The organism is Marinobacter sp. (genome assembly GCF_048266785.1).
Lineage (GTDB): Bacteria > Pseudomonadota > Gammaproteobacteria > Pseudomonadales > Oleiphilaceae > Marinobacter.
The window spans coordinates 131931-157421 of record NZ_JBLWYX010000006.1; the positions used below are offsets into that span (position 1 = coordinate 131931).

The 25491-nt window shown below is 54.0% G+C and carries 26 protein-coding genes and 1 tRNA gene; 12 read left to right on the forward strand and 15 right to left on the reverse strand.

What is annotated here, in order from left to right:
* Positions 1 to 11: 11 nt before the first annotated feature.
* The 4 genes from hisA to ACN0V1_RS11000 all read right to left on the reverse strand — a co-directional run bounded on the left by hisA (position 12) and on the right by ACN0V1_RS11000 (position 2615).
* Positions 12 to 749 (reverse strand): 1-(5-phosphoribosyl)-5-[(5-phosphoribosylamino)methylideneamino]imidazole-4-carboxamide isomerase, encoded by a 738-nt coding sequence (gene hisA / locus ACN0V1_RS10985; protein WP_417545028.1) that lies wholly within the window; start codon positions 747 to 749, stop codon positions 12 to 14.
* Positions 743 to 1384: an imidazole glycerol phosphate synthase subunit HisH gene (gene hisH, locus ACN0V1_RS10990; protein WP_417545029.1), complete on the reverse strand. Its 642-nt coding sequence runs from the start codon at positions 1382 to 1384 to the stop codon at positions 743 to 745. Before hisH ends, hisA begins: the two co-directional genes overlap by 7 nt.
* A gap of 48 nt (positions 1385 to 1432) precedes the next feature.
* Positions 1433 to 2026, reverse strand: a complete 594-nt coding sequence (gene hisB / locus ACN0V1_RS10995) for an imidazoleglycerol-phosphate dehydratase HisB (protein WP_071264760.1) — start codon at positions 2024 to 2026, stop codon at positions 1433 to 1435.
* A gap of 127 nt (positions 2027 to 2153) precedes the next feature.
* Positions 2154 to 2615: a hypothetical protein gene (locus ACN0V1_RS11000; protein WP_417545030.1), complete on the reverse strand. Its 462-nt coding sequence runs from the start codon at positions 2613 to 2615 to the stop codon at positions 2154 to 2156.
* 213 nt (positions 2616 to 2828) lie between these two features.
* Between ACN0V1_RS11000 and ACN0V1_RS11005 the strand changes: the two genes are divergently transcribed.
* The 4 genes from ACN0V1_RS11005 (at position 2829) to ACN0V1_RS11020 (ending at position 6651) form a co-directional block, all read left to right on the forward strand.
* Entirely contained in the window at positions 2829 to 5042 is a 2214-nt protein-coding gene (locus tag ACN0V1_RS11005) for an AsmA family protein (protein ID WP_417545031.1), read from the forward strand.
* The gene (gene mutY, locus ACN0V1_RS11010; protein ID WP_417545032.1) at positions 5039 to 6106 is read left to right on the forward strand and encodes an A/G-specific adenine glycosylase; all 1068 of its coding nucleotides are present in this window, start codon (positions 5039 to 5041) and stop codon (positions 6104 to 6106) included. Before ACN0V1_RS11005 ends, mutY begins: the two co-directional genes overlap by 4 nt.
* 75 nt (positions 6107 to 6181) lie before the next feature.
* Positions 6182 to 6454, forward strand: a complete 273-nt coding sequence (locus ACN0V1_RS11015) for an oxidative damage protection protein (RefSeq protein WP_417545033.1) — start codon at positions 6182 to 6184, stop codon at positions 6452 to 6454.
* Positions 6455 to 6575: 121 nt separating this feature from the next.
* Positions 6576 to 6651, forward strand: a tRNA-Phe gene (locus tag ACN0V1_RS11020).
* Positions 6652 to 6724: 73 nt separating this feature from the next.
* Here the strand turns inward: ACN0V1_RS11020 and ACN0V1_RS11025 are convergent.
* The gene (locus ACN0V1_RS11025) at positions 6725 to 7597 is read right to left on the reverse strand and encodes a hypothetical protein (protein WP_417545034.1); all 873 of its coding nucleotides are present in this window, start codon (positions 7595 to 7597) and stop codon (positions 6725 to 6727) included.
* Positions 7598 to 7947: 350 nt separating this feature from the next.
* On the opposite strand from ACN0V1_RS11025, the gene ACN0V1_RS11030 reads away from it, so the two are divergent.
* Together ACN0V1_RS11030 and ACN0V1_RS11035 are read left to right on the forward strand one after the other, a co-directional pair.
* Positions 7948 to 8514 carry a virulence RhuM family protein gene (locus ACN0V1_RS11030; RefSeq protein WP_417545035.1) on the forward strand — a complete coding sequence of 189 codons (567 nt, stop codon included), beginning with the start codon at positions 7948 to 7950 and terminating at the stop codon, positions 8512 to 8514.
* Positions 8515 to 8544: 30 nt separating this feature from the next.
* Positions 8545 to 8946 (forward strand): type II toxin-antitoxin system death-on-curing family toxin, encoded by a 402-nt coding sequence (locus ACN0V1_RS11035; RefSeq protein ID WP_417545106.1) that lies wholly within the window; start codon positions 8545 to 8547, stop codon positions 8944 to 8946.
* Between the two features lie 543 nt (positions 8947 to 9489).
* Here the strand turns inward: ACN0V1_RS11035 and ACN0V1_RS11040 are convergent.
* Positions 9490 to 9645, reverse strand: a complete 156-nt coding sequence (locus ACN0V1_RS11040) for a hypothetical protein (RefSeq protein ID WP_417545036.1) — start codon at positions 9643 to 9645, stop codon at positions 9490 to 9492.
* Between the two features lie 225 nt (positions 9646 to 9870).
* Between ACN0V1_RS11040 and ACN0V1_RS11045 the strand changes: the two genes are divergently transcribed.
* A complete protein-coding gene (locus ACN0V1_RS11045; RefSeq protein ID WP_417545037.1) occupies positions 9871 to 11610 on the forward strand; it encodes a SulP family inorganic anion transporter in 1740 nt (579 codons plus the stop codon).
* On the opposite strand, the gene ACN0V1_RS11050 is transcribed toward ACN0V1_RS11045, so the two are convergent.
* From ACN0V1_RS11050 to dctP, 9 genes are all read right to left on the reverse strand, one after another.
* Positions 11607 to 12812, reverse strand: coding sequence for a multidrug effflux MFS transporter (locus ACN0V1_RS11050; RefSeq protein WP_417545038.1), 1206 nt, complete (start codon positions 12810 to 12812; stop codon positions 11607 to 11609). The genes ACN0V1_RS11045 and ACN0V1_RS11050 overlap by 4 nt on opposite strands.
* A gap of 83 nt (positions 12813 to 12895) precedes the next feature.
* Positions 12896 to 13339 carry a DUF4124 domain-containing protein gene (locus ACN0V1_RS11055; protein WP_417545039.1) on the reverse strand — a complete coding sequence of 148 codons (444 nt, stop codon included), beginning with the start codon at positions 13337 to 13339 and terminating at the stop codon, positions 12896 to 12898.
* Between the two features lie 85 nt (positions 13340 to 13424).
* Entirely contained in the window at positions 13425 to 14633 is a 1209-nt protein-coding gene (gene glcF / locus ACN0V1_RS11060) for a glycolate oxidase subunit GlcF (protein ID WP_417545040.1), read from the reverse strand.
* A 66-nt stretch (positions 14634 to 14699) separates the two neighbouring features.
* Positions 14700 to 15767: a glycolate oxidase subunit GlcE gene (glcE, locus tag ACN0V1_RS11065; protein ID WP_417545041.1), complete on the reverse strand. Its 1068-nt coding sequence runs from the start codon at positions 15765 to 15767 to the stop codon at positions 14700 to 14702.
* The gene (locus ACN0V1_RS11070) at positions 15760 to 17235 is read right to left on the reverse strand and encodes an FAD-linked oxidase C-terminal domain-containing protein (RefSeq protein WP_417545042.1); all 1476 of its coding nucleotides are present in this window, start codon (positions 17233 to 17235) and stop codon (positions 15760 to 15762) included. Before ACN0V1_RS11070 ends, glcE begins: the two co-directional genes overlap by 8 nt.
* Positions 17236 to 17259: 24 nt before the next feature.
* Complete coding sequence (locus ACN0V1_RS11075; RefSeq protein ID WP_417545043.1) at positions 17260 to 17685, reverse strand: GlcG/HbpS family heme-binding protein; 426 nt, start codon at positions 17683 to 17685, stop codon at positions 17260 to 17262.
* A gap of 19 nt (positions 17686 to 17704) precedes the next feature.
* The gene (locus tag ACN0V1_RS11080; RefSeq protein ID WP_417545044.1) at positions 17705 to 19240 is read right to left on the reverse strand and encodes a TRAP transporter large permease; all 1536 of its coding nucleotides are present in this window, start codon (positions 19238 to 19240) and stop codon (positions 17705 to 17707) included.
* Positions 19237 to 19941, reverse strand: a complete 705-nt coding sequence (locus ACN0V1_RS11085) for a TRAP transporter small permease subunit (protein ID WP_417545045.1) — start codon at positions 19939 to 19941, stop codon at positions 19237 to 19239. Before ACN0V1_RS11085 ends, ACN0V1_RS11080 begins: the two co-directional genes overlap by 4 nt.
* Positions 19942 to 20045: 104 nt before the next feature.
* Positions 20046 to 21182, reverse strand: coding sequence for a TRAP transporter substrate-binding protein DctP (dctP, locus tag ACN0V1_RS11090; RefSeq protein WP_417545046.1), 1137 nt, complete (start codon positions 21180 to 21182; stop codon positions 20046 to 20048).
* 270 nt (positions 21183 to 21452) lie between these two features.
* On the opposite strand from dctP, the gene ACN0V1_RS11095 reads away from it, so the two are divergent.
* The 5 genes from ACN0V1_RS11095 (at position 21453) to ACN0V1_RS11115 (ending at position 25487) form a co-directional block, all read left to right on the forward strand.
* On the forward strand, positions 21453 to 22211 hold the full coding sequence (locus ACN0V1_RS11095; protein ID WP_417545047.1) for an FCD domain-containing protein: 759 nt from the start codon (positions 21453 to 21455) through the stop codon (positions 22209 to 22211).
* A gap of 155 nt (positions 22212 to 22366) precedes the next feature.
* Entirely contained in the window at positions 22367 to 23137 is a 771-nt protein-coding gene (locus ACN0V1_RS11100) for an ABC transporter ATP-binding protein (RefSeq protein WP_291945196.1), read from the forward strand.
* A gap of 85 nt (positions 23138 to 23222) precedes the next feature.
* A complete protein-coding gene (locus tag ACN0V1_RS11105) occupies positions 23223 to 23999 on the forward strand; it encodes a transporter substrate-binding domain-containing protein (RefSeq protein WP_417545048.1) in 777 nt (258 codons plus the stop codon).
* A 55-nt stretch (positions 24000 to 24054) separates the two neighbouring features.
* Entirely contained in the window at positions 24055 to 24759 is a 705-nt protein-coding gene (locus ACN0V1_RS11110; protein WP_417545049.1) for an ABC transporter permease, read from the forward strand.
* A 2-nt stretch (positions 24760 to 24761) separates the two neighbouring features.
* Complete coding sequence (locus ACN0V1_RS11115; protein ID WP_417545050.1) at positions 24762 to 25487, forward strand: ABC transporter permease; 726 nt, start codon at positions 24762 to 24764, stop codon at positions 25485 to 25487.
* The last annotated feature ends 4 nt before the right edge of the window (positions 25488 to 25491 follow it).

Sequence of the window (25491 nt, forward strand, 5' to 3'; positions counted from 1 at the left end):
TTCTACCTTGTTCAGCCTTTCACGGAGTCACAGAACGCCTGGGCTTCTGCAACATCCAGTGTACCTTCGTAAATAGCGCGGCCGGTGATAGCGCCGATGATGCCCCTGTGAGCGACTGGCGCCAAACGCTTGAGATCATCCATATTGGTTACGCCACCGGAAGCGATAACCGGAATGCCACCTTCTTCTGCAAGAGCGGCAGTGGCTTCCACGTTTACACCCTGCATCATGCCGTCGCGGTTGATGTCGGTGTAAACAATCGCTTCAACGCCATCGTTCGCAAAGCGTTTTGCCAGATCGACCGCCATAACTTCGGACACCTCAGCCCAGCCATCTGTTGCGACACGGCCGTCTTTGGCATCGAGCCCCACAATAATGTGTCCGGGGAAGCGCTTGCACATTTCGGTAACAAACTCAGGTTCTTTGACTGCCTTGGTGCCGATAATAACCCACTGCACACCCGCTTTGAGATAGGCCTCAATGGTTTCTGCCGACCGAATACCGCCGCCAATCTGTATCGGCAAATCCGGATACTTGCGGGCAATAGCCTTAACAATTTCTCCGTTAACCGGCTCGCCTGCAAACGCGCCGTTCAGATCCACAAGGTGCAAGCGGCGGGCACCGGCTTCCACCCAGCGAGTGGCCATATCAACCGGGTCGCCACCGAAAACGGTGGAGTCTTCCATACGGCCCTGGCGCAACCGCACGCATCGGCCGTCTTTTAGATCAATGGCGGGAATAATCAGCATGTTCCGTTCCAGTCAGTAAAGTTCTTGAGAAGTTGCAGCCCTGCCCTGGCACTTTTCTCCGGGTGAAACTGCACAGCAAAAATATTGTCCCGGGCGACCGCAGCCGCAAGATCAACACCGTAATGGCTGCGCCCGGCTATGTCTGCGTTACCTTCCGCCTCAGCGTAGTAACTGTGCACAAAGTAGAAGCGATCACCATCAGGAATGCCCTGCCACAGCGGATGCTCCATGGCGTGATAAACCTCGTTCCACCCCATGTGAGGCACCTTTAGCCGCTCGCCGTTTTCTACCAGGTTCTCGCCAAAGAAACGCACTTGGGAAGGGAACAGATTGATGCAGTCAACGCCACCGTTCTCTTCGCTACGGGACATAAGCGCCTGCATGCCAACACAGATACCGAGGAACGGACGATCACGGGAAACTTCCCGTACCAGCGCGTCCACGCCCAGCCGGCGAATCTCTGCCATGCAGTCGCGTATGGCGCCGACGCCGGGAAGAATCACCCTGTCGGCTTCGCGGATTTTATCTGCATTATCGGTTACCAGAACCCTGGTATCCGGGGCTACATGCTCTACCGCTTTGCGGGCAGAGTGAAGGTTCCCCATGCCGTAGTCGATGATGGCAACGGTTTTCATGGTTAGTACGGTGTCCTTAGGTGGCTGAAAGCGGCTAAGAGCGGCGGTTTACAACAGGCCTTTGGTCGACGGTGTAATACCCGCCATGCGCTCATCCATTTCAATGGCCATGCGCAAGGCGCGGCCGAATGCTTTGAACACGGTTTCGATCTGGTGGTGGGTGTTCTTGCCCCTCAAAGTATCGATGTGCATCGTCACCAGGGCGTGGTTAATAAAACCGCGGAAGAACTCTTCAAACAGGTCCACATCAAATCCGCCCACGGTGCTGCGGGTAAAGGGCACTTCCATGATCAGACCAGGGCGACCGGAAAGGTCAATTACCACTCGGGAGAGCGCCTCATCAAGGGGCACATAGGCGTGACCGTAGCGACGAATACCTGTTTTATCGCCAACCGCCTGCTTAAAGGCTTGGCCCAGGGTTATGCCCACATCTTCTACCGTGTGATGGTCGTCAATGTGCAGATCGCCTTTGGACACGATGGTGAGATCGATCAAGCCATGACGGGAAATCTGTTCCATCATGTGCTCAAGAAACGGCACACCGGTGTCGAAACTGGATTTACCGGTGCCATCGAGATTGATTTCAACGCTGATCTGGGTTTCAAGGGTATTTCGTTCTACCCGAGCCTTACGTTCGGCCATGGGGACTCCGTAGCAGATTTAGGTGGCACAACGCCGGAAAACTTGATTCCGGGATTATACCTTTTATGCCCTCGGTAGTCCCATAGCCGGGTTAATCGGCACGATAGTTTGCCTTGTCACAGGAGAATCAGAACGCCTTCTTCAAGTTGTTCATATAAGTATCCACCAGACCGTTGAACTCGTGCTTGATAACGGGGCTGATGGCGAGCTTCAGCAAACCGAGCAGCGGCAGTGTCAGTTGGGCACTGGTCTGGAATTTCGCGGCCGTAGCCTTGTCGCCTTTTGCCGTCAATGTCCAGGACCCACGCACCAGCCCGTTACCTTCCCCTTTCACCGGCTCCCAGGTAATTTTTCCTGCATCCTTGTCCGAAAAGTACTTGCTGGCGTAAATGGACTGAATTGCGTGCTTGTCGATACCCACCTTTTCCATTTCCCAGCGGTAAATATTGTCGCCCAGATCAGTCAGTTTGTGGACTTTCGGAAAATGACTTGCAGAGCTGGGCACATCGGCCAGCAACGCAAATACCTCATCATAGCTACCCGGAATTTCAAGCTCCCGATTCAGTTCAATCGACACAGTAATAGCCACAGCGAACTCCTTATTATGTTTATACAAACCACTTTTTATCTTTAAGCGTAACAGTCGAGCCAGAAAACAATGGGTGTATTTTGGCCTAACACTACGGCATTGTCATACTCCCGCCCTGTTAATTTGTTAACCCTGCGTTATCCTTTAGCATATTCGCGCCCGGGTTCGCCTTGAATCCTGAAAGCTCCCGCAACAAGAAAGGAAGCCTGAATCATGAAAGCCATACGTTATGTGCTGATCGCCATCGTTGCACTTGTTGTTCTCGCCATCGCCGCGATTGCTATTGCCATGGCCGTTATCAACCCGAACGATTACAAACCGCAAATCGAAAAAGTGGTTGAAGAAAAAACCAACCTCGACCTCATTCTGGAAGGCGATATCGGCTGGTCTTTCATTCCTCTCGGGCTTGAACTCAACGATGTAGAAGCCACTCTGGACGGTGAGCGCCTGATTGCACTGAAGCAACTGGTCGCGCAAGTCGATTTCTGGTCGCTGATTGCCATGTCGCCACAGGTCAGCACCTTTGTTCTGGATGGCCTCGACGCGCGTTTGACGGTTGATGAACAGGGTGAAGGCAACTGGACTCGCATCATGCCGGAGCCAGCAGACGGTGTCGCGCAGAAGGACAAACAGGACGTTGCCAGCGAGCCAGAACAACCAGCCACCGCGGAAACCGGCGGCGAGCAAGGCAGCAGTGAGCCTCTGAATTTCAATGTCGAGAACGTCCAGATCAGCAATGCACAGGTACATTATAGCGACCTGCAAACTGGCCAGACGGTGACACTTGAAGATTTCACGGTAAACGCCAGCAACATTACTCTGGGCTCTGAATTCCCGCTTGAAGTTGGCTTTCGTGTAGAAACAACGCAACCACAGTTTTCTGTAGACGGGAGCATCCAGGCCCGCCTGGCGGCCAACGAAGCGTTGAACGATTTTGCCGTTTCCGGCCTGGACGCCGAATTCAAAATGAACGGCGAAGCTTTTGCCGGCAAATCCGTAACGGCCAAACTGGGCGGTTCCGCCAACGCCAACCTGGAGAACGAAACAGCGACCCTGAGTGACTTCACCGCCAGCCTCGCTAATCTGACTCTGACAACCAACCTTGATGTTAAGGGCTTTGGCGACAAGCCAGCCGTGCAAGGCAAAATAGCCATCGCCGAGTTTTCCCTGAAGGATCTGCTCGACAACCTGGGGCAACCCGTCGTTGAAACAACCGATGCAGAGGTACTCCAGGCCATCGCTTTTTCTACCAGTATCGGCGGCGCTGCAGGCAAGCCCGCATTATCAGATCTCGTGATCAAACTGGATGACACCACGTTCGAAGGCTCCGGCAGCTATAACCTCGACAACGGCGGCATTGTGTTCGACCTTCAGGGCGACAAGCTTGACGCTGATCGCTACCTGCCGCCAAAAGTCGAGGGCGACAGCGCAAAAGCCACCAGCGACGCCCCTGCGCAAACGGCCAGCACAAGCCCTGAAGGCGACCTCCTGCCACTGGAAACCCTGCGCAGCCTGCTTCTGGATATCGACCTGGGGCTGGGTGAGCTGGTTGTCAGCAACCTGACCATCAACGAAATCAAAGCCAGCACAACCGCCAGCAACGGCTTGCTGAAAATGGACGAGTTCAGCGGCAAGCTGTACGAGGGCAGCTTTGGCGCCAATGCCACCATTGACGCCCGCAGCGACACTCCGAAGTGGTCAATCAACTCCGATGTAAGTAATGTGCAGACTCTTCCAATGCTGGCGGATGTGGCGGAAGTCACCATGCTGTCCGGCGGTGCAAACCTCAAAATAAACGCCACCACCTCCGGTAACCGTATCTCGGTTCTGCGAGACAAAGCAGATGGTCAGATCAGCTTCAATCTTGCTGAAGGCGAGTTCCGTAATATGAACCTGACCCGCATGGCATGCCAGGGTATTGCATTGGTCAACCAGGACCAGCTGACGACCGATGACTGGGGCGATACAACCCCGTTTAACGACATGCGCGGCACTCTGGAGATCAACGGCAACACCTTCGATAACACAGACCTGGTCGCCTCGCTGGCTGGTATGAAGCTGGAAGGCAAGGGCACCGTCGATTTGAAGCAGTCTCTGGTTGATTACAAGCTGGGCCTGCGGATTGTCGGTGAGATTCATCGCGACAATGCTTGCCGGGTAACCGAATATGTCGAAGACGTTGTTATTCCGGTCGAGTGCCGTGGTGATTTCTCGGCGGGCGCAGCCAGCCTGTGCTCCTTTGACGGCTCTCGCTTCCGCGACGCGCTCAAAGACATTGCAGCAAACGCCGCGCGGAAAAAAGCCAACGAAGAAGTGGACAAAGCCAAAGACAAAGCTGAGCAGAAGGCTCGCGAAAAATTGGAAGAAAAGCTCGGCGAAGGTGCGGGCGACAAGGTAAAAGATGCCCTCAAAGGTCTGTTCAAGTGACAGCAGACCACTTCGCTGAAAACCTTCTGAAATGGTACGATCAAAATGGCAGGCACGACCTGCCGTGGCACCACAACCGCAACGCCTACCGGGTGTGGGTGTCCGAGATCATGCTTCAGCAAACCCAGGTTGCAACTGTGATCCCCTATTTCCTGGCGTTCATGGAACGCTTCCCGGATGTCCAATCCCTTGCAGAGGCGCCGGTCGATGACGTGCTCAGCCACTGGTCCGGGCTGGGCTATTACGCCCGTGCACGCAATCTGCAAAAAGCCGCCGTGTCTGTTGTGGAGGATTTTGGCGGTACTTTCCCCGACACACAGGATGAGCTGGAAAGCCTCACCGGCATCGGCCGCTCCACTGCAGCCGCAATTGTTGCCCAGGCATACGGCAAGCGCGCAGCCATTCTTGATGGCAATGTGAAACGGGTACTGGCCCGCTATCACGCCGTTCCCGGCTGGCCCGGGCAAGCTCCCGTGCTGAAGAAGCTCTGGGAACACGCCGAGGCACATACACCGAACGAACGTGTACGGGACTATACCCAAGGCATCATGGATCTGGGCGCGATGATATGCACGCGCAGCCGACCGGCCTGCAATGATTGCCCTCTGCAACAAGGCTGCACCGCATACGCCAGAGAAGAGACCAGCCTCTACCCCGGCTCCAGGCCAAAAAAAGCGAAACCTGAAAAAACCACCTGGATGGTCATACTGGAAGATCACGAAGGTCGGATCCTGCTGGAGCGTCGCCCGCCCAGCGGTATCTGGGGTGGCCTCTGGAGCTTACCGGAACTGGACCCGGCTTATGGTGCGGAGGAGCTCCAGGAAGCCTGTGAACGGAGCCTTGGATTTAACTGCGGAGAACCGGAGCTGATCGGCAGTTTCCGCCATACGTTTTCCCATTATCACCTCCACATCCAGCCAGCCCGGTTGGACGTGACCGGGGTAAATACCGTGAAGGATGATGCACAGCTGAGATGGCTGCACAGGCACGAAGCACTGGCCCTTGGCCTGCCGGCGCCAATCCGCACGCTGCTCACCAATCCGGAACAGACTACCCTGCTCTGATAACATAGCGCCCACTCGCTCAGCCGACACTATCTGTTATCATCCAGCCACTTACCCATGACAACAGGAGCGATCATGAGCCGCACCGTTTTCTGCCGCAAACACCAGAAAGAGCTGGAAGGCCTGAACTTCCCACCCATGCCCGGCGCAAAGGGCCAGGAGATCTACGAGAACATTTCCAAACAGGCCTGGGAAGAATGGCAGCACGAGCAAACCATGCTGATCAATGAAAAACACCTGAGCCTGATGGACCCGAACACCCGTAAATACCTGCAGGCGCAGATGGAGCATTACTTCAATAACGAGCCTTTCGACAAAGCCGAAGGCTACGTACCGCCGGAGAAATAACGCCGGTTTGATCAAAGCCCGATCAACCCTGAAAAGATTCGGAAATTTTTCCGGGCCGGCCTTGACTCACTACACCGAAACCGGTTTAATAGCGCCCCGTTGCACAGCAGTATGGCAACTTGCCCGGATAGCTCAGTTGGTAGAGCAGAGGATTGAAAATCCTCGTGTCGGTGGTTCGATTCCGCCTCCGGGCACCATTATGAATTCAGATGAAACCCGCCTCGTGCGGGTTTTTGTTGTTTCTGATCTCCGCAAAGTGTCCACCACCTACTATCCTTCCCTACCCGACGACAAAAACACGCTGTCAGCTGGCAGAGTTACCTTGTAGCCGTTAGCAAAGTTCTCAACTAGCACCTTATCTCCAATTCCGTGAAACATAATCGCGACATCTTCTAGGTAACAGAATCCTTCCCGATTACTAATTGCATCAAAGCCAGCGATTACCAATCCACAGTATTCCTGTTTGATAAACAGGTTTGCAGGGACTTGAACAAGGCCAGCTTTAGTCATTGTAATAAGCACAAACGTATCAAAGCTGCCCCAAGCAAAAACTGGGGCGATAAAAGCAATCGCTAAACCGACGAGAAAGACCTGTAAATTCAGAGGCAAATCACCCAACTCACCACCCCTGAGCACTTTTTTTTCCGACCTAATTTTATCAGGGGATTGAAAAGACGATGTGGTAAGAAGAATGAAAGCTACCGAACAAGCGGCGATGATCCAAGGGTTAGTCGCGAAGGTTCGAGCAGGAATAAATTCGAAAACGATTGCCCATATCAGGGCGAAACCAAAAACCGTTAATTGAAAAAAACCGGAGGAGTATATTCTAGAGAAGTACCAATCGATATCATCTACAAATTTGGGTGGCCCACTAATCACCCGGACAGACCACTTCAAAAGAAACAAAATGACTAGCGTCACTATCGACGCAACCCCTAAGCTGGCGAAAGCGGTAGCGAAGTGAACAGATGCAGCAACGACCGAGACAAGGGCTAATTTTGCAGCGTCGCCGAGTGTGAGCGACGGTGGGAAAAACTCAATAATCTCAGCCAAAAAATATAAAAGAAGAAGTATTCCAACGAACACGCATAGCTCTACGAAGACACGAACATAACGAGCTCCAGTCTCGAATAATGACAACATAAAATCCCTTTACGAACTATTAGACGGTGTTAAAGGCAGTAATTTGGACAACTGGGTTGAAAATTGCCGCTTCCTTTAATCCTAAAGGCAAATTGAGACAGGCGCTCGACTATCTCATTTTGGTAATCTAACCCGTTCAAATTAAGCTCGCCTTTGGTCGCCCAACTTATTTCCCAACTCTAACACGACCACCGGGTACATGCCGCGATTACAAGAAGCACGGGGCCTTCTCACCGAGAATAGCCATCGGGGGATTACCATACGACCGGAATAAGCACAGATAGCGGCCTGGCGGGATGCTCATCAACCGTTATACTGTGTGGCTTGAGAAAAAACGACAAGGAGATGTCATGACTGAACAACAGGTACGGATTTTTACGTCTAGCGACGGCCAGGCGCGTTTGGAAGTCGCGCTGGATGAGGAGACAGTTTGGCTCAATCAGGCTCAGTTGGCAGAGCTATTCGGCACTAAACGGCCAGCCATCACAAAACATCTAAGCAACATCTATAAAAGCGGCGAGCTGATCGAAGAGAACACGTGTTCCATTTTGGAACATATGGCCGACCACGGGCAAAGATATCGCACCAAGCATTACAACCTCGATGCCATCATTTCAGTGGGTTATCGGGTAAGCTCCATACGCGCAACCCAGTTCCGTCAATGGGCAACCCAAGTCATCAAAAACCACTTAGTTCAAGGCTACACCCTCAACCAGCGCCGCCTCACAGAGCGGGGCATTGAGTTCGAGCAAGCCGTTAATCTCCTAAGCCGCACCCTCACCAATCAAGGCCTGGTTTCTAACGAAGGCGAAGCCGTTGCCCAAGTAATCAGCGATTACGCCCGCTCATGGAGCCTGTTGCAAGGCTACGACGAACAGCATTTGGCAGAGATCGGCATCAAGCAGCCCAACATGTAGCCTCTCGAACTAGATGAAGCACTGCGGGCCATTGGCGAGCTAAAGCAGACATTGATCGCGAAAAGAGAAGCAACGGAGCTGTTCGGCCAATTACGTGGCGAAGGTCTTACCTCTGCTCTTGCCACGATAGAACAGGGCTTTGGTGACGAATTCTTCTATCCAAACATCGCCACCCGCGCCGCTCATTTGCTCTACTTCGTCATCAAGAACCACCCGCTAGCCGATGGCAACAAGCGCTGTGGTTCTTTTCTGTTTTTGTGGTATCTACGCCGCAATGCAGCTCTGCTGGCTCGACCGGTAGAGCAACTTATCAACGACAATACTTTGGTTGCGCTCGCCCTTCTGGTAGCTGAAAGCCTGCCGGATCAGAAAACGCTGATGATCCGGTTGATCGAGCATTTCATCCTGTTACGAGAGACCGCAAGAGAATAGAGCACGCTTACTGATGTTGATTCGGTCTGCAAATTACAGCCAATGCTTGCGACACAACAAAGCAAAAAAGTGTCGTATTAGCGCAAGCTTTTGCTTAACAGTCGATGTAACTTCAAACTGCTATTAAAAGTAATGAGGTCATTGATCGCTTATCACTGGGTAACTTTTTCCTTTCCGTTTTTTCTTCTGTTTATAGCCTCGAAATCACTTTTCTTCTGGCGAAAAACCGAACCTCTTTACGGCTCAACGATAGCCTCACCAACATGAGCTGCGGCATTGTTACGCTGATTTTTGAGCTCCTTACCGAAGGTGGTCTATTTCTGATTTTTGCCTTTCTACCCAACAGGTTTGGCCTGGTTGAATGGAATATGGGCTCTGCGTCTATCTGCTTAGTGGCAAGCGCCAGATACGCGAAGCCACATCAACCTGTAAGCCGAATAGAAACCCTAATCGGCTCACATGCTGATCTGATAAAGCAGATTATTAGAACGGAACAAAAGCAGAGGCAGAGGCACAAACAAAGGATTTTCGTAAAACAGCCTCTCAGGCAGCCTTGCGAAAATCCTCCATCCGTACGCTCTTGTCCCGGTTGCGGCGGTATTTGCTTTTGTCTTCAACCACCCGCATCTGATACTTAGGGGTTCTGAGTTCCCGCTGCACCGCGCTGTGCTTCGTCGGTTTCGCCTTCTTTTTCGTCATCGTCATGCCTCCGTTGGCAGTTGGTTTACACGCTTTGATTATAACACCATCCAACCCTGCCCGGAGCGTAAGGAATGACACTCACTCTCTGGCCTACCTTTTGCATCGCAGCAGTGTTGGCAGAGCATCGCCCGATGTAAGCCCCTGCCATGCGGATACTTCTTGATTCAGCTCTTTGATTTCCACACACTTGCAGTCCAGCCCCCAAAGCGAAAAACTGCTTTTATGCTCTACAAATTATTGCCTGGTCTGCTTTGGCTGCAAGGGTACACGGCCCATACGTTAAGACAGGATGTGGTGTCGGGCCTTGTCATTGGCGTCATGCTGATCCCGCAAAGCATGGGCTATGCGGTGCTCGCGGGGCTGCCACCTGAGTTCGGGCTTTACGCCTCGATTTTCCCGCCGCTTCTATACGCATTGCTGGGAACCTCCAACAAGATTTCGGTTGGGCCGGTAGCGCTGGATGCCATTCTCATTCTTTCTGGCCTCAGCGTGCTGGCCAAGCCTGGCTCGGATCAATACCTTCAACTTGCGATCGAGCTGACTCTGCTGGTGGGCTTGATACAGTTTCTGTTCGGGCTGTTACGGTTCGGGTTTATCGTCAATTTCCTCTCCTACCCGGTTGTTGTTGGCTACACCTCCGCCGCGGCCGTTATCATCATTGGCAGTCAGCTCCAGAGCCTGACAGGCGTTCATTTGGATAGCGCCAATGTACTGGATCTTTCCTGGCAGTTGCTGATGCATATAAGCGATTGGCACGTCGTCACGGTGGGAATTTCAGTGGTAAGCCTGCTGTTTATCTTTTTCTGCAAACGGCACCTGCCAAAGCTGCCTAACGCTCTGATCCTGCTGGTTGGCACCATGCTGCTATCGGGGCTGTTCCATGCCGGGCAAGCAGGCGTAGAGGTTATCGACTCGGTACCACGTGGTTTTCCGGCTCTGCAGATACCGTTTATCGACTTCGCGCGGCTTGGTGATTTGTTGCCGGTAGCGTTTACCGTGGCCCTTATGGGCTTCGTGGGCACCATGTCGATATGCAAGTCTCAGGAGTCGCCGAAGGACAAGCGCAGCGTTCAGCCAAACCAGGAGCTGATAGCGCTTGGCCTGGCCAACGCCCTGGGCGCCATGTTCCGAAGCTTTCCGGTTTCTGCCAGTTTTTCACGCAGCGCCGCGCTGCGCGAGGCCGGCGCGCTGACGCAGGTTTCAGGCGTTGTCTCTTCAGCCCTGATTGCCATTACAGTTGTCTTTCTTACACCTCTGTTTACCGATTACCCGCTACCCAAAGCGGTTTTGTCCGCAATCATCGTGATGTCGGTATTGGGACTGTTCAAGTACAGCGAGATGAAGATCCTGTTCCGGCAAGACAGAAAGGAATTTCTGATCTTGCTGGTTACCTTCGTGATCACATTGATGCTCGGTGTTCAGCAGGGATTATTGGTGGGTGTTGCGGTATCGCTGATACTGGTTATTTATAACAGCACTACACCGCACATGACTGAGCTCGGCAAAATCGACGGAGAAGACCTTTATCGAAATATTCACCGCTTCGAAAGCATAAGTGTGCGAAAGGACCTTCTGATCTTCCGCTTCGATGCACCGCTATATTTCGCGAACAAAGATTTTTTCAAATCGCGATTATACAGCATGATGAAACGACGCCCCGAGGGTGCCCTGAAAGCCGTCATTATGGACGCGCAAGCTGTGAGCAGTATCGACAGTACCTCACTGATCATGCTTGAAAGCGTGATCGAAAACCTGCGGGAACAGGGTATCCAGTTATACCTGGTCAGCCTCATCGGCCCCGTTCGCGATACCCTCACACACTCTGCGGCTCTGCGCGAGTATGTGCTGGATGAGCATATGTTCCCCCAGATAACAGACGCCGTGCTGTACATTGATCAAGGCATCAGCTCGCGCGCGGCGATCGCCAAACAGAGCAACGCTGCAAAAGCCCGGCGGCGCTAAGCTAAACCAGTCTCTCGCTCAACCGCACCCGGCCCACCTGCTGCCAGCATGGCTGCACCGTATATACAGATCGCCATAACCAGCACAATGGGCAATAGCGCCACACCAGCCAGAGTCGCCGAGAGCGCGCTTATCGCGCCTGCAATAGTGAACTGCGCAGCTCCGAGCATCGCCGCAGCAGTCCCGCCGAGATGAGGAAAAAACTCCAACGCATTGGCCATATTATTGGGAATAATAGCCCCCATGAATCCGACAACTGCAATAATGCAGGCGGCAATCACCCAGTAGGGCGCGCCAGCCCAGGCAAAAATGACCAGTACACTAACGGCAATGGCCTGCAGGAACACACAAACCCTGAGAATTTGCACCGATTGATACTTGTTGAGCAGGCGCCGGTTGAGCAGGTTCAGGCTGGCCATGGCCACTATATTTGCTGCGAATAACGCAGAGAACATGGCATTTGATAGCCCGAACCATTCCTGATAAATAAACGACGCATGCGTAATAAACACAAGCATGGCACTGAAACATAAAGCCTGCAGCCCGACGAACCGCATAGTTACGCGGTGACGAAGTACAAACGCATAGTTGGTAATCAACGTTGAAACCGGCGTAGGGTCTTTTTGCCGAGGCGGGAGGCGCCGGAACAACAGGAAGTGCAGAACAACTGCCAACAGCGCGCCGTATCCGGCCAACATCAGGAAGATCGAATGCCACTCACTGAAATAAAGCAACATTGAGCCAATTGAGGGTGCTGCTGCCGGTGCGATAAACATCACCAGCCCGATAAGCCCGAACAGACGCGCGGCGTCCTGTCCGCTGGTCTGGTCACGAACGATGGCAGGAACGGATACCGCACAGAAGGCTCCACCAATACCCTGCACAATCCGCCAGCCCAGCATCTCCGGGAGCGTTTGCGCCTGTGCGATCATGAATGCAGCACTGGCAAATACCGCCAGCCCTGTGAACAGAATCTGTTGGCGGCCGTAGCGGTCTGACAAAGGACCGCCCAGCAACTGAGCAAGCCCAAGCGCTCCGACATAGGCGCTAAGAGTCAGCCCCACACTTCCATGGCCAACGCCCAGCTTATCGGCAATTTCCGGAAACGCTGGCAAGTAGGCGTCAAGCGCCAACGGCCCCAGGGCAACGGTCATACCCAGAAGAATGGCAAGCTGAAAGTGCGATAAAGGTGTCGTTTTCAAACCGGTATCCAGATAAGAGTAACCAGACAGAAGATGAAAAACCTTGGATTGTTAGGGTGCTCATCACACGGCAGTCTACATCATCAGCGCAAAATACACTCACGGCTTAGCGATTGACTGAGTTTGCGCCGTTTGCGGCGCAGGTTATTCCCTTTGCTATTGCCATAGCCTGACCGGAGCTGAGACTGAACCTGCGCCAGTTTACGCCGGTAGCTGGTGCAGGTTTTCTCCTGCTTTGCAGCTGCTTTCGCTTTGGACTTACTTCTCGTTGAATCACGCTTGCGATCAGATCCGAGCATACCCTGCACCTGCCCGCGTATCTCTGAAACACGCCGATGCTGACGGAGGTTTTCCGCCATTGGCACAGTGACCGGGGCGGCAACATCAACGGGCCGATGATTTTTATCAGGTGGCGGGGTGTCGGTGAAATGAACCACGCCGCTGGCGTCTGTCCAGGTATAGATTCCGGCGGTAGCCGACGAGGCGAACATTAATAAAAACACTGCAACTGCCATAATCCCTGGCATAACTTTCCACTCCCTGTGGTGACGTTAATTGCCAAGGCAGTATAACGATTACCACAGGAAGTGTAAGGCAGGCTTGGCCTACTGTTTACTGATCAAGCAGTTCGATCCAGTGCTGAACTGGCACCTGGGCTTTCGTCTCAAGGTGCATCTGGCAACCGACGTTGGCCGTTACGATGCGATCAGGATTATCCACGGTCAACGCTTTGAGTTTATTACTCAGCAGTTTTTGACTGAGTTCTGGCTGCAACACCGAATAGGTGCCGGCTGAACCACAACACAGATGCTTTTCTTTGGTGACAGCCAAGTTGATGCCCGCTTTAATGAGCACCTGCTCCACAATGCCGTTTTGTTTCATGGCGTGCTGCAGTGTGCAGGGGCAATGAAACGCAACCTTGCCAGGATTGTTCTGCACTTTCAGGCTCTCGAGATCCTGCGCCAGCAAAAATCCACCAAGGTCGGTACTCAACTGACTGACTTTCTGTGCCTTCGCGGCATAAGCCGGGTCGTCCCTCAACAAATGACCGTAGTCCTGCACCATGGCTCCACAACCAGATGCCGTGGTCACCACGGCCTCTGCGCCGGACTCAATAGCCGGCCACCAGGCATCAATATTCTGGCGCATACGCTCGAGACCTTTTTCATGCTCGGAGAGATGGTAATTCACCGCGCCGCAGCACCCGGCTTCCGGAGCTTCAACCATGGTAATTCCGAGCTTGTCCAGAACACGAGCCGCCGCGGCGTTCGTGTTCGGTGTTGCGGACGGCTGCACACAGCCGGCCAAGGCCAGAACAATCCGGCTATGACTCGCGGCCGGCCAGGGGCTGGCCTGCTTTTTGGGCGGCACTTTGGCTCGCAGCTTGCCGGGCAAGATAGGGGCGAACGTCTGCCCAAGGCGCAGCAGGAATCCGAACAACACCCGGTTGGGCAGAACCCGCGCCAGCGCCCAGCGCATCCATTTGTCTTTTGGCGCACGGGGCAGTTCTTTGTCAATAAGGCCCCGGCTGATATCCACCAGGCGTCCGTACTGAACACCTGAGGGACAGGTGGTTTCGCAACTGCGGCAGGTCAGGCAGCGGTCGAGGTGTTCACGGGTTTTCTCGGTTACCTCGGCGCCTTCAAGGAACATCTTCATGAGGTAGATGCGGCCACGGGGGCCGTCTCGCTCATCGTTCAGTTCCTGATAGGTCGGGCAGGTTGCGGTACAGAAACCACAGTGGACGCAGGCCCGCAGGATGGCTTCCGCTTCCTGTCCTTCCGTTGTGTTGGCAAATTGCTGAACCAGGTTTGTTTGCATGTTTTACCTGCTTAGACTCTCATTCGGTGTTTTAGCGACCGAGCCGCTTGTCCGGCCTTGGTAGATCTACAACCAGCTATACAGTCGGCCCGGGTTGAAGATCCCATCTGGATCAAACGAGTTTTTCACCCGCCGCTGGATCGTTTTAAGCGCATTGGGTTGACTGTGCATCACCTCCCCGCTGCGATCGCCACCCCGGAACAGGCTTACCTGTCCGCCAGCGGTGCGTGCCAGAGGCTCCATATCACTAAGCTCTCCCGCACCCCGGAACCAGCGCTGGGAGCCGGCCCAGTCGATGAACCATTTGCCTTCTATCGCGGGATTAGCAGCCGTGGATCCCACGGAGAAGCGCCAAAGTGGTGAATCGTTGCCGGTAAAGAATTCGTGCTGCATGTCTTGCACAGAGCGCCAAAAAGCCTGGCCGTTTTCCATGACGTCACCGCTCCATTTTTCCGCGGTTGCTTCTACCGCCGATTTGGCACCGGAGAGGCGAAGGTAAACCTTGCCGTCGACCCAGCAGGCGGCGGTGATGGGTTTGGGCTCTGCGGCACGACTGTTCATGTAGTGCAGCACTTCGTCCATTGCCATGTCCTGCACCAGAGTCAGGCTGGCAGCCGGGCCGGGCATCACTTTCAGGCTGATTTCAGTGATAAGCCCCAGCGTGCCCAGGGCTCCCGCCTGAAGCCGGGAAACATCGTAACCGGCTACGTTTTTCATCACTTCACCGCCAAACCGAAGGTGCTCACCTTTACCGTTCAGCAGACGTATGCCCAGCACCTGATCGCGCACCGATCCGGCCCAGGGCCTGGCGGGGCCGGAAACGTTGCAAGCCAGCGTGCCGCCAATAGTCGATTCAGGGCCAAAGTGAGGAGGTTCAAAGTGCAGAGCCTGACCTTGTTCGGCAAGCGCGGCTTCAATGTCACTCAGAGGTGTTCCTGCGCGAACCGTCATTACCAGCTCAACGGGGTGATAATCCACAATCCCGGTGTGCCCGCCCACGTTGAGAATGCCGGCATCCGGGCTTGACTCCCGCCCCATAAAGGCTTTGGTGCCGCCACCGACAATGTTGAGCTTCTCCCCGCCCGAGCGGGCCTGGAGCACTTGCTCCTGCAGTTGTTGCGAGATATCACCCATGTTGTGCGGCTTCCGTGTGTTCATGCTTGTGTTGTTTGTATTCGAGCGAACGGTATTCCTGGCAGAATTTCAGGGCGGGTACGCCTTTACCAGGGTTGAGAATGCCCGCTGGATCGAAGGCCGCCTTCACATCGTGAAACTGCTGCAGCTCCTGATCGTTGAACTGAATCGCCATCTGGCGAATCTTCTCCACGCCCACACCGTGCTCACCGGTAATGCAACCTCCGACCTCAACGCACATTTTCAGGATGCTGGCCCCAAACGCTTCTGTACGCTCAAACTCCCCGGGTACGTTTGCATCAAACAGGATCAGCGGGTGCAGGTTGCCATCGCCGGCATGAAACACATTGGCCACGCGCAGGCCAAACTCTTCAGACAGTTTCTGCATTTCTGTCAGTACATGAGCGATATGACGGCGGGGAATCGTGCCGTCCATGCAGTAATAATCCGGAGAAATGCGGCCAACAGCCGGGAACGCGGATTTCCGGCCCAGCCAGAGCAGCGTCCTTTCCTGTTCACTTTGGGAGGTACGAACCGACGTGGCACCGAGCTTGCGGAAAACCGCCTCGGCCTCGGCGATGTGCTCGTGCACTTCCTCTTCGGTGCCGTCCACTTCGCAAAGAAGCAGCGCTTTGGCTTCACGGGGGTAACCGGCGCCGGCAAAGTCATCAGCAGCCACAATGGCGTGGCCGTCCATCATCTCCAGCCCGCCCGGAATGATGCCGTGGGAGATAATCCCGCCCACTGCGTCACCAGCTTTCTGAACGCTGTCAAAGCCAGCCATTACAACCTGTGCCACCTCTGGTGTGGGTAGAAGTTTAACCTTCACTTCGGTTACCACGCCAAGCAAGCCTTCAGACCCCGTCAGCAGGGCGAGCAGGTCCATACCACAGCTATCCAGCCCATCGTTTCCGACCGTCACCACATCACCCTCGGCGGTCACCATCTCCACACTGAGAATATTGTGTACCGTCAAACCGTATTTCAGACAGTGCACTCCACCCGAGTTTTCCGCCACGTTGCCGCCAATGGTGCAGGCAATCTGCGACGACGGATCTGGCCCGTAATAGAGACCGTATTGAGCCGCCTCCTCACTGATAGCGAGATTGCGCACACCCGGTTGAAGGCTGGCCGTTCGCGCCAGCGGATCAATGTGCAAAATGCGATTGAACTTGGCCAGCGAGAGCACCACGCCTTCTTTATTAGGCATGGCGCCGGCGCTGAGGCCCGTTCCCGCCCCCCGGGCAACGACCGGAACCCCGTGCTCATGGCAGATGCGCATAATCCGCTGCACCTGAGTTACGGTTTCAGGCAGCACCACCAGCAAAGGCATTTCGCAGTACATTGACATGCCGTCGCATTCGTAGGGCTTCATGGTCTCGTCATCGGTGATAACGAAGTCCGCATCAACAAACGTCCGGAGCTGTTCAGCCAGCTCCACTTTGCTGATTTTCGATTTGGTAGTCATAAGATCTGCCTCAACCCGCCTGTCTCAGCCACGCTGGGTTTCGAAGTAGTCGATCCCCGCCTGGGCGCAATCCATATCCTGTTGCGGCGTGCCGGAACTCAGCCCGATGCCGCCGACCACCTCACCGTCGATGATCACCGGCAAGCCACCGCCCACCGAGCTCAACCGCCCACCCACTTCGGTGTGAATACCAAAGGCCAGACTGCCCGGCACGTTGACGGCGTTGTAATCGTGGGTGGCTTTCTTTGCGGCAGCCGCCGTGAACGCTTTGTCCTGGGCAATCGTGACGCTTGTGATTTTTCCGCCATCCATACGCTCGAAGGCGATCAGGTTGCCGGACTCGTCCACAATGGCAATGCACATGGGCACGCCAATTTCCCGGGCCTTTTCAGCGGCTCCGGCAATCAGCAGTCGAGCCTCGGACAGATCCAGTCTTTTAATCGTTAACATAATACTCATCTCCAAAAAATCAGCCGTAAACCAACCCTGGCAACCACGTCACAACGCCCGGAATAGCGATGCAGACCATCAGACCGAGGGCCTGAATGGCGAGGAACACCAGAGAAGATTTGAAAATAGTGCCCATGGATATTTCCGGTGGGCACACGCCACGTATGTAAAACAGTGCATAGCCAAAGGGTGGGCTGAGGAACGACATCTGCATGTTGACCAGATACAGCACCCCGAACCAGAGCACTACATCATCCCCATCTACCGGCGGCAATCCGAAAAGACCCTCAAACGTCAGCGCCTTCACGATTGGGATAAAGATTGGAACAGCCAAAAGGAGAATACCAACCCAATCCAGGAACATGCCCAGCACTATCAACAGCCCCATCAGCAGAAACAGAATGCCGTAGGAGGACATGCCAGTACTCAGAATAGCGTCCGTTACGAACTGCTGGCCACCCTGGAGAATGTAGAAGCCTACAAACACGGAAGCCCCGAACATGATCCACAACACCATAGCGGAGGCTTTGGCCGTGGTTATCGAGGCCTCACGCAGGCCACCGATGCTGAACTTGCCGTGCATCATAGCGACCACAATGGCACCGAACGACCCGATACCCGCAGCCTCAACCGGTGTTGCGATACCGCCGAACAGTAAGCCAAGAACCAAGCCAACCAGAATCAGCGGCGCAATAAGGCCCTTGAGAAGCGCCAGTTTTTCACGCAGGGAGATACGCTCGTCTTCCGGTACCGGTGGCCCCAGGCTCGGATTTAACCAGCTACGAATCAGAACATACGCAATATACAGGCTCGAAAGCATCAACCCGGGTATCACAGAACCCAGATAAAGCTCGCCCACGGATTGCTGGGCCACCACCGCATACAAAATGGCAAGGATAGAGGGCGGAATCAGAATGCCCAGAGTACCGCCGGCCATAATCGAACCAATAGCGATTTTGTGATCGTAACCCCGCTTAAGCATCGCAGGCAGCGCAATGATGCCCATGGTGACAACCGCAGCACCGATCACTCCGACCATAGCGGCCAGAAGAGTGGAGGCCAATATGGTTGCCGTCGCCAAACCACCGCTAAGCCCGCCCATCCATTTGTAGACCACACTGAACATTTCCTCGATCAGCCCGGCACGCTCCAGCATGGACGCCATGAAAATAAACAGGGGAATAGCCGCCAGATCGGAGTTGGTCATCATCGGGAAGATCCGGCTGGGCACGATATTCAGCATCATCGCATCCCCCACCAGATAGACGAACAGCACCCCAAGGCCACCCGTCACGAAGGCCAGTGGCAGGCCCATCATCAGAGCCACGAAAAGCGAGCCAAACATCAGGTATGTCAGTGGGCCAATTTCGACACTGGCAAGGCTACCTGCAAACTTGAACAGGAATTTCTCATCGCTGAACGGATCGTAGAACAGGATATTGATCATCTCGACGCAGATGATCAAACCGAATCCTACGGTGGCGAGAATCATCAGCCAGGTGCCGAGCTTACCCGACAGATTGGGGCCTGAAGCAGTCATTGGGCTGGTGCTCATGCGACACGCTCCTGTCCAAGGCGGATAAACAGAACAATATCCTTGATGAGCTTGGATATGCCCGCGAGCAGCAGCAGGGTGGAGCCGAGCATCATCATGCCTTTAACCGGCCAGTACTGAATCCCCCAGGTCTCAACTGTGGTTTCACTCATGGAGTAGGAGTTCTCGAAAAAGGTCCAGGACGTAGTCATCAGTACCAGCGCAAATACGAAGAAAAACATTGAGGTGAAGATATCCATGCCGATCCTGCCTCGCACCGGCAAAAGGTTGTAAACCACATCTACACGTACGTGGGCACCATGCAGCATTGCAAACGCACCAGCCAGCAGGTATTGCATTCCCAGCAGCAGGAAACTGGCCTCATGCACCCAGACAGTTGGCTGGTTGAACAGATAACGCATGATCACTTCGAAAAAATAGAACACGACCGCATTGACGGTCCAGAAGGCCACAAACTCGCCCGACATCTCACTGGTCCAGTCAATTATGCGGGTAAACCAGTTACCTTCGAACTTCAGGTAAATCAAAGGGTCGTCTTCCTCCGCCTGCAGCTCGCCAGGCGTCATGCCAGGGTCTGCGGGCTCGTCACCCCGGGCGCAAGACCACCTGTGCCACGCCATCATGATCAGCGGCATCACCGCCAGCCAGCCCCAGTACAACCAGTGCGGCATTACAAATCCGAAGCCTTCTAGGTCAGACATCTTGTTACTACCTCAGCCAAAAAACAGGGAAGGTGGAACTCCTCTTTATCGGAGCAGTCCCTGCCCTTCCCACTATGCTTTTATTGTTGTCAGATAACGCAGGCTTACTTGCCTTCGACGCCTTCCAGATCAGACTCGTTCACATAACCAACGGTGTCGTTCATCATGTACTCAAGCTGAATGTCGAAGATTGCGCGTGCATCCTCGTCCTTGTTCGCCCACTTGTACCAGATGGGAATCGCGGCACGGCGGAACTCTGCAAGATCGTCCTGGCTGAGCCGGGTCACGGTGTCGCCATCGGCCCTGAACTTCTTCATGGCTTCAATGTTGCGCTTCTGAATAGTGAGATAGTGAATCTGGGAGTAATTACGGACTTCATCCTCCACCAGCTTCTGCAGTTTCGGATCCAGATTGTTCCAGTTCCGCAAGTTGACGGTAAGGTCCATCAAATCCACTGGCTGGTAGATGGACATGACACCCGGAGGGCCGAACATGATGTAGTCGGTAACCTGGGAGAAGCCCAGTTCGTAGTTCACCGCAGGACCAACATAGTCCGCCGCATCAATGGTGCCTTTCTCCAGAGCCGGGAAAATATCAGAGCCCGGCAAGCTGACAGTAGACACACCGAACTGCTGGAACACTTCTGCTACCATCCCACCCGGCACGCGAATCTTCATGCCCTTAAGGTCGCCCAGGCTGTTAACCGGCTTTTTGGAGTGAATGATGTTGGAATCGTGCTGGATCGGTCCAACGTAAAACAGGCCGAATTTTTTATAGATTTCGCGAGTCTTCTCCAACATTCCCAGAGAGTAGAACATGGTGTCCCACTGGTGCGGCTGATCCGGACCCGCAGGATAAGAAGACAAAAACACCGATGCCGGGATTTTTCCAGACCAGTAAAGAGTGAACGGATTCATGCCTTGCAATACGCCATTGCGCACAGCCTCAAACAGCGCGTTGTTATCCGCTGCAACGGCTTTGGCGGGGAAGGGTTTAAAAATAAGCTCTCCACCGCTTTTTTCCTCGATGCTCTCGCACCATTCTTCAAACAGATCATAACCGACGGTACCGGCATCCCAGACCGACTGAATCTTCCAGGTTGTTGCAGCATAAGCCTGGCCAGCACCCATCATCAACGCGCCAGCGAAGGCTGCACCAAGGGCTGCGGTTTTGAGAAAACGTCTACGCTGCGAAGCCGCACCGGCTCCGCAATTATTTGTAATGGTCTTGCTCGATTTCATTGAGACATCTCCGCTGAAATTGTTTTTATGCTTTTATAAAAGTCAGAGTGGCACCAGCATAATACCCGGCACCAAGAAGAATACTCGTAGGCGACACCTGTTTAGTCCAGCAAAGAGGGCACTGGTCAGACCAGTTTTTGAATTTGTAAAAATGGACGAACCCCTACGGACCAGCCATATTCAGAGGGCTTGCATGCATTTGGAAGCGTAGGCCTAATAACAATAATGACAACAGGCACTGGTCAGACCAGTGATCGCACAGGCAACAAAATGGCTATTTCACAGGAAATCTCCTACCGGCTGGAAAGGCTTATCCTCGACGGGGGGCTGGCGCCGGAACAAAAAATACCTTCAGAACGGCAACTTGCGGCGCGCCTGCGGGTATCGCGATCGGTTATCCGTGAAGCGCTCCACGAACTGCAGGGGCGTGGTGTAATCGAAACCCGCCACGGTAAAGGCTCCTTTGTTTCCACAATGGTACCCGGGTCTGGTGATCTCCGTGAGCAAGGTCCCCTGATGCACCTTTTCGAAGGTCATCCGCGAACGCTTTACGATTTGCTGGAAGTTCGAGAGCAGCTCGAGGGGCAGGCAGCCTGCTTGGCCGCGCAGCGAGCGACCAGCCTTGACCGCCACCGGATAACCAAAGCCTTCCGCGCGCTGGAAGAAACAGACCCTCTGAGCAATGCCCGCCCGGATCACGGTTTTCATCAGGCGATTGTGGAGGCCTCCCACAACCCGATTCTGGTTCATGTGCTGAACAGCCTCAAAAACATGATGCTTATGACCGTGCAGGCATCGGTCGCCAATCTCAATCCGCGCGCCGAAATGCGCAAGAAAATTGTGCTTCAGCATCGCCAGCTATACGACGCCATTATTTCCGGAAGGCCCGCCAGCGCACAAAAACTGGCCATGGCCCACGTGCGCTTCGTCAGCAAGTCCATGCGAGACCTGGAACTGGAAGGCAGCACGTTGATCCGTGTTCCGGTTGAGCAGGAGGCTGCGGGTAGCCATCAACACGCCCAGGATTGAAACCGGCAAAATGCTTGCATTGAACACTCATTGCGCCACAATAAGCTGCGGAAATTATCGCTGAAAAACCGTTAAACTGTGTGCACAAGGTATTGATTTCCAGCGTCACAGTCCGTAAAACAATCGCCTTTGAATGACAGCTTCAGGAGCCACGCATGGCGGACCAAGCGCCTTTGATCTGCAGGGACATATACAAAACCTTTGCCCAGCTTGAAGTACTCAAAGGTATCTCGCTGGAGACAAAAAAAGGCGATGTAATTTCACTGATTGGCAGTTCCGGCTCCGGAAAAAGTACCTTTCTGCGTTGCATCAACCTGCTGGAAACACCCACCTCGGGCGACATTATTGTGCACGGCGACCCCATACGGTTTACCAACAACCGCAAGGGTGACCGGATTCCCGCAGACAACAAGCAGGTGGAGCTCATTCGCGCCAAGCTTTCCATGGTGTTCCAGAGTTTTAACCTCTGGTCACACATGACGGTGCTGGAAAACATTACCGAAGCGCCCATCAACGTTCTCAAGGTTCCCAAAAAGGAAGCCATTGAGCGCGCCGAAGCTTATCTGAACAAAGTCGGCATCTATGAGCGTAAGGATTATTATCCGGCGCAGATGTCTGGCGGCCAGCAGCAGCGGGCGGCCATTGCACGGGCGCTGGCCATGGAACCGGAGGTAATGCTGTTTGATGAGCCGACCTCGGCACTGGACCCGGAACTGGTCGGAGAAGTACTGAAAGTTATGCAAAGCCTGGCTGAGGAAGGCCGCACCATGATCGTGGTAACCCACGAAATGGCGTTCGCAAAGGATGTGTCAACCCAGGTGCTGTTTTTGCATCAAGGCGTTATCGAGGAACAGGGAACACCCGAGAAGGTGTTTGACCATCCGGACTCGGAACGCATGAAACAGTTCCTGGCTCCCAAGTTTTGATGTGCAGTGCTATCGTAAATGTTGTTGGATATAGAACTTCCACAAAAAATAACGCCCTCGAGGCGATCCACTGGAGAAGTGACACATGAAAAACCTGTTTATTGCGGCAAGTTGTGCTCTCGCCTTTTTGGCGGGAGGTGTTCAAGCCCAGGACACGAGCATCGGAAGTTCCGACCCCAGAAGCCTGCGCATCGCATTCGACGTGCCTTACGAGCCTTTCGAATACAAAGATGAAAATGGCGAGCTCACCGGTTTCGAAGTGGAATTGGCCGAAGCAATGTGTGACCAGATGAACGCGACTTGCCAGTTCGTGATCCAGGCATGGGACGGCATGATCCCCGGGCTGCTTGCGCGCAAGTTCGATCTGATCATGTCGTCCATGTCGATCACTCCGGAGCGTGCGGAGCGGGTTCTGTTCTCTGAGCCTTACTACAACACTCCGGGCGGATGGTTTGGCCCTGAGGGCTTCAATGCCGACGTTACCGATATGGACGCCATGAAAGGCAAAACCGTTGGCGTTCAGCGTGGCACCACTATGGACACCTATGTGACCGAGGAAATGAGCGGCGTAGTTACCATCAAGCGTTACACCACCGCAGATGACATGGTTCTGGATCTGGAAGGCCAGCGTCTGGATGTGGTCTTTGTAGACTATCCGGTGGGCGAACAGACGGTACTCTCCAAGGAAGGCTTCAAAGAAGTTGGCGAGGCGGTCAAGCTGGGTGAAGGCGTGGGTGTTGCCATGCGCAAGCGCGACGCAGATATTGCCCGGGAAGTGAATTCTGCCCTTCGCACTCTGAAAGAAGATGGTACCTATGACACCATCATGCAGAAGTACTTCGCGTACGACGTAAAGATCTGAACACACAAGCCTCAGGGGTAGCCATTATGGCTGCCCCTGATCACCGGACACTCCCATGTTTGATCTGAAAGGCTATGGGCCGGAACTGCTGAGCGGAGCAGTTGTCACCATAGAACTTGCCTTCCTGTCTCTTGCCCTCGCATTAGCCCTCGGGCTGATCGGCGCGGCTGCAAAGCTGTCAAACAGCCGTGTAGCGGTTGGCATCGCTACGGCCTACACCACGCTGATTCGTGGTGTTCCCGATCTGGTGATGATGCTGCTGTTTTACTACGGCGGTCAGGTGGGCGTAAACATGCTCTCCGACTATATTTGGGAAACCTACGAAGTCGATTTCTTCTTCCAGTTTAATCCGTTCATTTCCGGCGTGGTAACGATCGGACTGATTTTTGGCGCCTACATGACGGAAACCTTCCGCGGTGCCTTTCTCGCGGTTGAAATAGGCCAGATCGAAGCGGCACGCGCCTACGGGTTCAGCAACTGGCATACCTTCCGCAGGGTGATGGTTCCGCAGATGCTGCGCCATGCTTTACCGGGTATCGGCAACAACTGGCAGGTACTGCTCAAAACTACCGCGCTGGTTTCCATTATTGGCCTCACAGATATGGTGCGTGTGGCGGAGGAAGCAGCCAAGGCGGAGCGCATGCCGTTCCACTTTTTTATTCCGGTGGCGTTTGTGTATCTCGCCCTCACGGCAGGCTCGGAACTGTTCATCAAGTGGCTCGATAAACGAGCTAACGCCGGCGTGATTCAGGAGAGTTGATAATGCCACCCGACTTTATCGCCGCCTGGCTTAACAAGAACGACATTTTTACCGCCATGACCATCATGGAATACTGGGATGGGATGGTTACAACGGTTCAACTGGTGTTTCTGTGCCTGGTTATCGGGCTTGTTTTTGCGGTTCCGCTGGCAATTCTGCGCACGGTTAAAAATCCGTTTGTGTCTGGCCCCGTGTGGCTTTACACCTACCTTTTCCGCGGCACGCCGCTGCTGATTCAGCTTTATATTATTTACTATGGCGTTGCCCAGATTCCCGGTATCCAGGAAACCTTCTGGTGGGAGATTTTCCGGGAGCCTTTCTACCCTGCTCTGCTGGCCTTCACTCTGAATACCTGCGCCTATACCACGGAGATTATTCGTGGTGCGATTATTTCCACGCCCCATGGTGAAATTGAGGCGGCGAAGGCTTACGGCATGAACTGGCTTATGCGGATGCGGCGCATTGTGCTTCCCAGTGCGGCACGGCGTGCTGTGCAGGCGTATTCCAATGAGGTGATTTTCATGCTGCATTCGAGTGCGATTGCGAGTGTGGTGACCATTGTGGATCTTACGGGGGCTGCGCGGAATATCTACTCGCGGTTTTATGCGCCGTTTGATGCATTTATCTTTGTAGCGCTTTGCTACATGGCACTGACATTCATTCTGGTGTTTGTATTCCGTAAAATTGAAAATCATTTGTTGCGGCATCAGCGGCCTGTGGGTTCCTGAGCGG

Coding starts and splice junctions, on each gene's coding strand:
- hisA (WP_417545028.1), bottom strand. CDS start 749: ATGCTGATTATTCCCGCCATTGATCTAAAAGACGGCCGATGCGTGCGG.
- hisH (WP_417545029.1), bottom strand. CDS start 1,384: ATGAAAACCGTTGCCATCATCGACTACGGCATGGGGAACCTTCACTCT.
- hisB (WP_071264760.1), bottom strand. CDS start 2,026: ATGGCCGAACGTAAGGCTCGGGTAGAACGAAATACCCTTGAAACCCAG.
- ACN0V1_RS11005 (WP_417545031.1), top strand. CDS start 2,829: ATGAAAGCCATACGTTATGTGCTGATCGCCATCGTTGCACTTGTTGTT.
- ACN0V1_RS11015 (WP_417545033.1), top strand. CDS start 6,182: ATGAGCCGCACCGTTTTCTGCCGCAAACACCAGAAAGAGCTGGAAGGC.
- ACN0V1_RS11025 (WP_417545034.1), bottom strand. CDS start 7,597: ATGTTGTCATTATTCGAGACTGGAGCTCGTTATGTTCGTGTCTTCGTA.
- ACN0V1_RS11030 (WP_417545035.1), top strand. CDS start 7,948: ATGACTGAACAACAGGTACGGATTTTTACGTCTAGCGACGGCCAGGCG.
- ACN0V1_RS11040 (WP_417545036.1), bottom strand. CDS start 9,645: ATGACGAAAAAGAAGGCGAAACCGACGAAGCACAGCGCGGTGCAGCGG.
- ACN0V1_RS11045 (WP_417545037.1), top strand. CDS start 9,871: ATGCTCTACAAATTATTGCCTGGTCTGCTTTGGCTGCAAGGGTACACG.
- ACN0V1_RS11055 (WP_417545039.1), bottom strand. CDS start 13,339: ATGCCAGGGATTATGGCAGTTGCAGTGTTTTTATTAATGTTCGCCTCG.
- glcF (WP_417545040.1), bottom strand. CDS start 14,633: ATGCAAACAAACCTGGTTCAGCAATTTGCCAACACAACGGAAGGACAG.
- glcE (WP_417545041.1), bottom strand. CDS start 15,767: ATGGGTGATATCTCGCAACAACTGCAGGAGCAAGTGCTCCAGGCCCGC.
- ACN0V1_RS11070 (WP_417545042.1), bottom strand. CDS start 17,235: ATGACTACCAAATCGAAAATCAGCAAAGTGGAGCTGGCTGAACAGCTC.
- ACN0V1_RS11075 (WP_417545043.1), bottom strand. CDS start 17,685: ATGTTAACGATTAAAAGACTGGATCTGTCCGAGGCTCGACTGCTGATT.
- ACN0V1_RS11080 (WP_417545044.1), bottom strand. CDS start 19,240: ATGAGCACCAGCCCAATGACTGCTTCAGGCCCCAATCTGTCGGGTAAG.
- ACN0V1_RS11085 (WP_417545045.1), bottom strand. CDS start 19,941: ATGTCTGACCTAGAAGGCTTCGGATTTGTAATGCCGCACTGGTTGTAC.
- dctP (WP_417545046.1), bottom strand. CDS start 21,182: ATGAAATCGAGCAAGACCATTACAAATAATTGCGGAGCCGGTGCGGCT.
- ACN0V1_RS11095 (WP_417545047.1), top strand. CDS start 21,453: ATGGCTATTTCACAGGAAATCTCCTACCGGCTGGAAAGGCTTATCCTC.
- ACN0V1_RS11100 (WP_291945196.1), top strand. CDS start 22,367: ATGGCGGACCAAGCGCCTTTGATCTGCAGGGACATATACAAAACCTTT.
- ACN0V1_RS11105 (WP_417545048.1), top strand. CDS start 23,223: ATGAAAAACCTGTTTATTGCGGCAAGTTGTGCTCTCGCCTTTTTGGCG.
- ACN0V1_RS11110 (WP_417545049.1), top strand. CDS start 24,055: ATGTTTGATCTGAAAGGCTATGGGCCGGAACTGCTGAGCGGAGCAGTT.
- ACN0V1_RS11115 (WP_417545050.1), top strand. CDS start 24,762: ATGCCACCCGACTTTATCGCCGCCTGGCTTAACAAGAACGACATTTTT.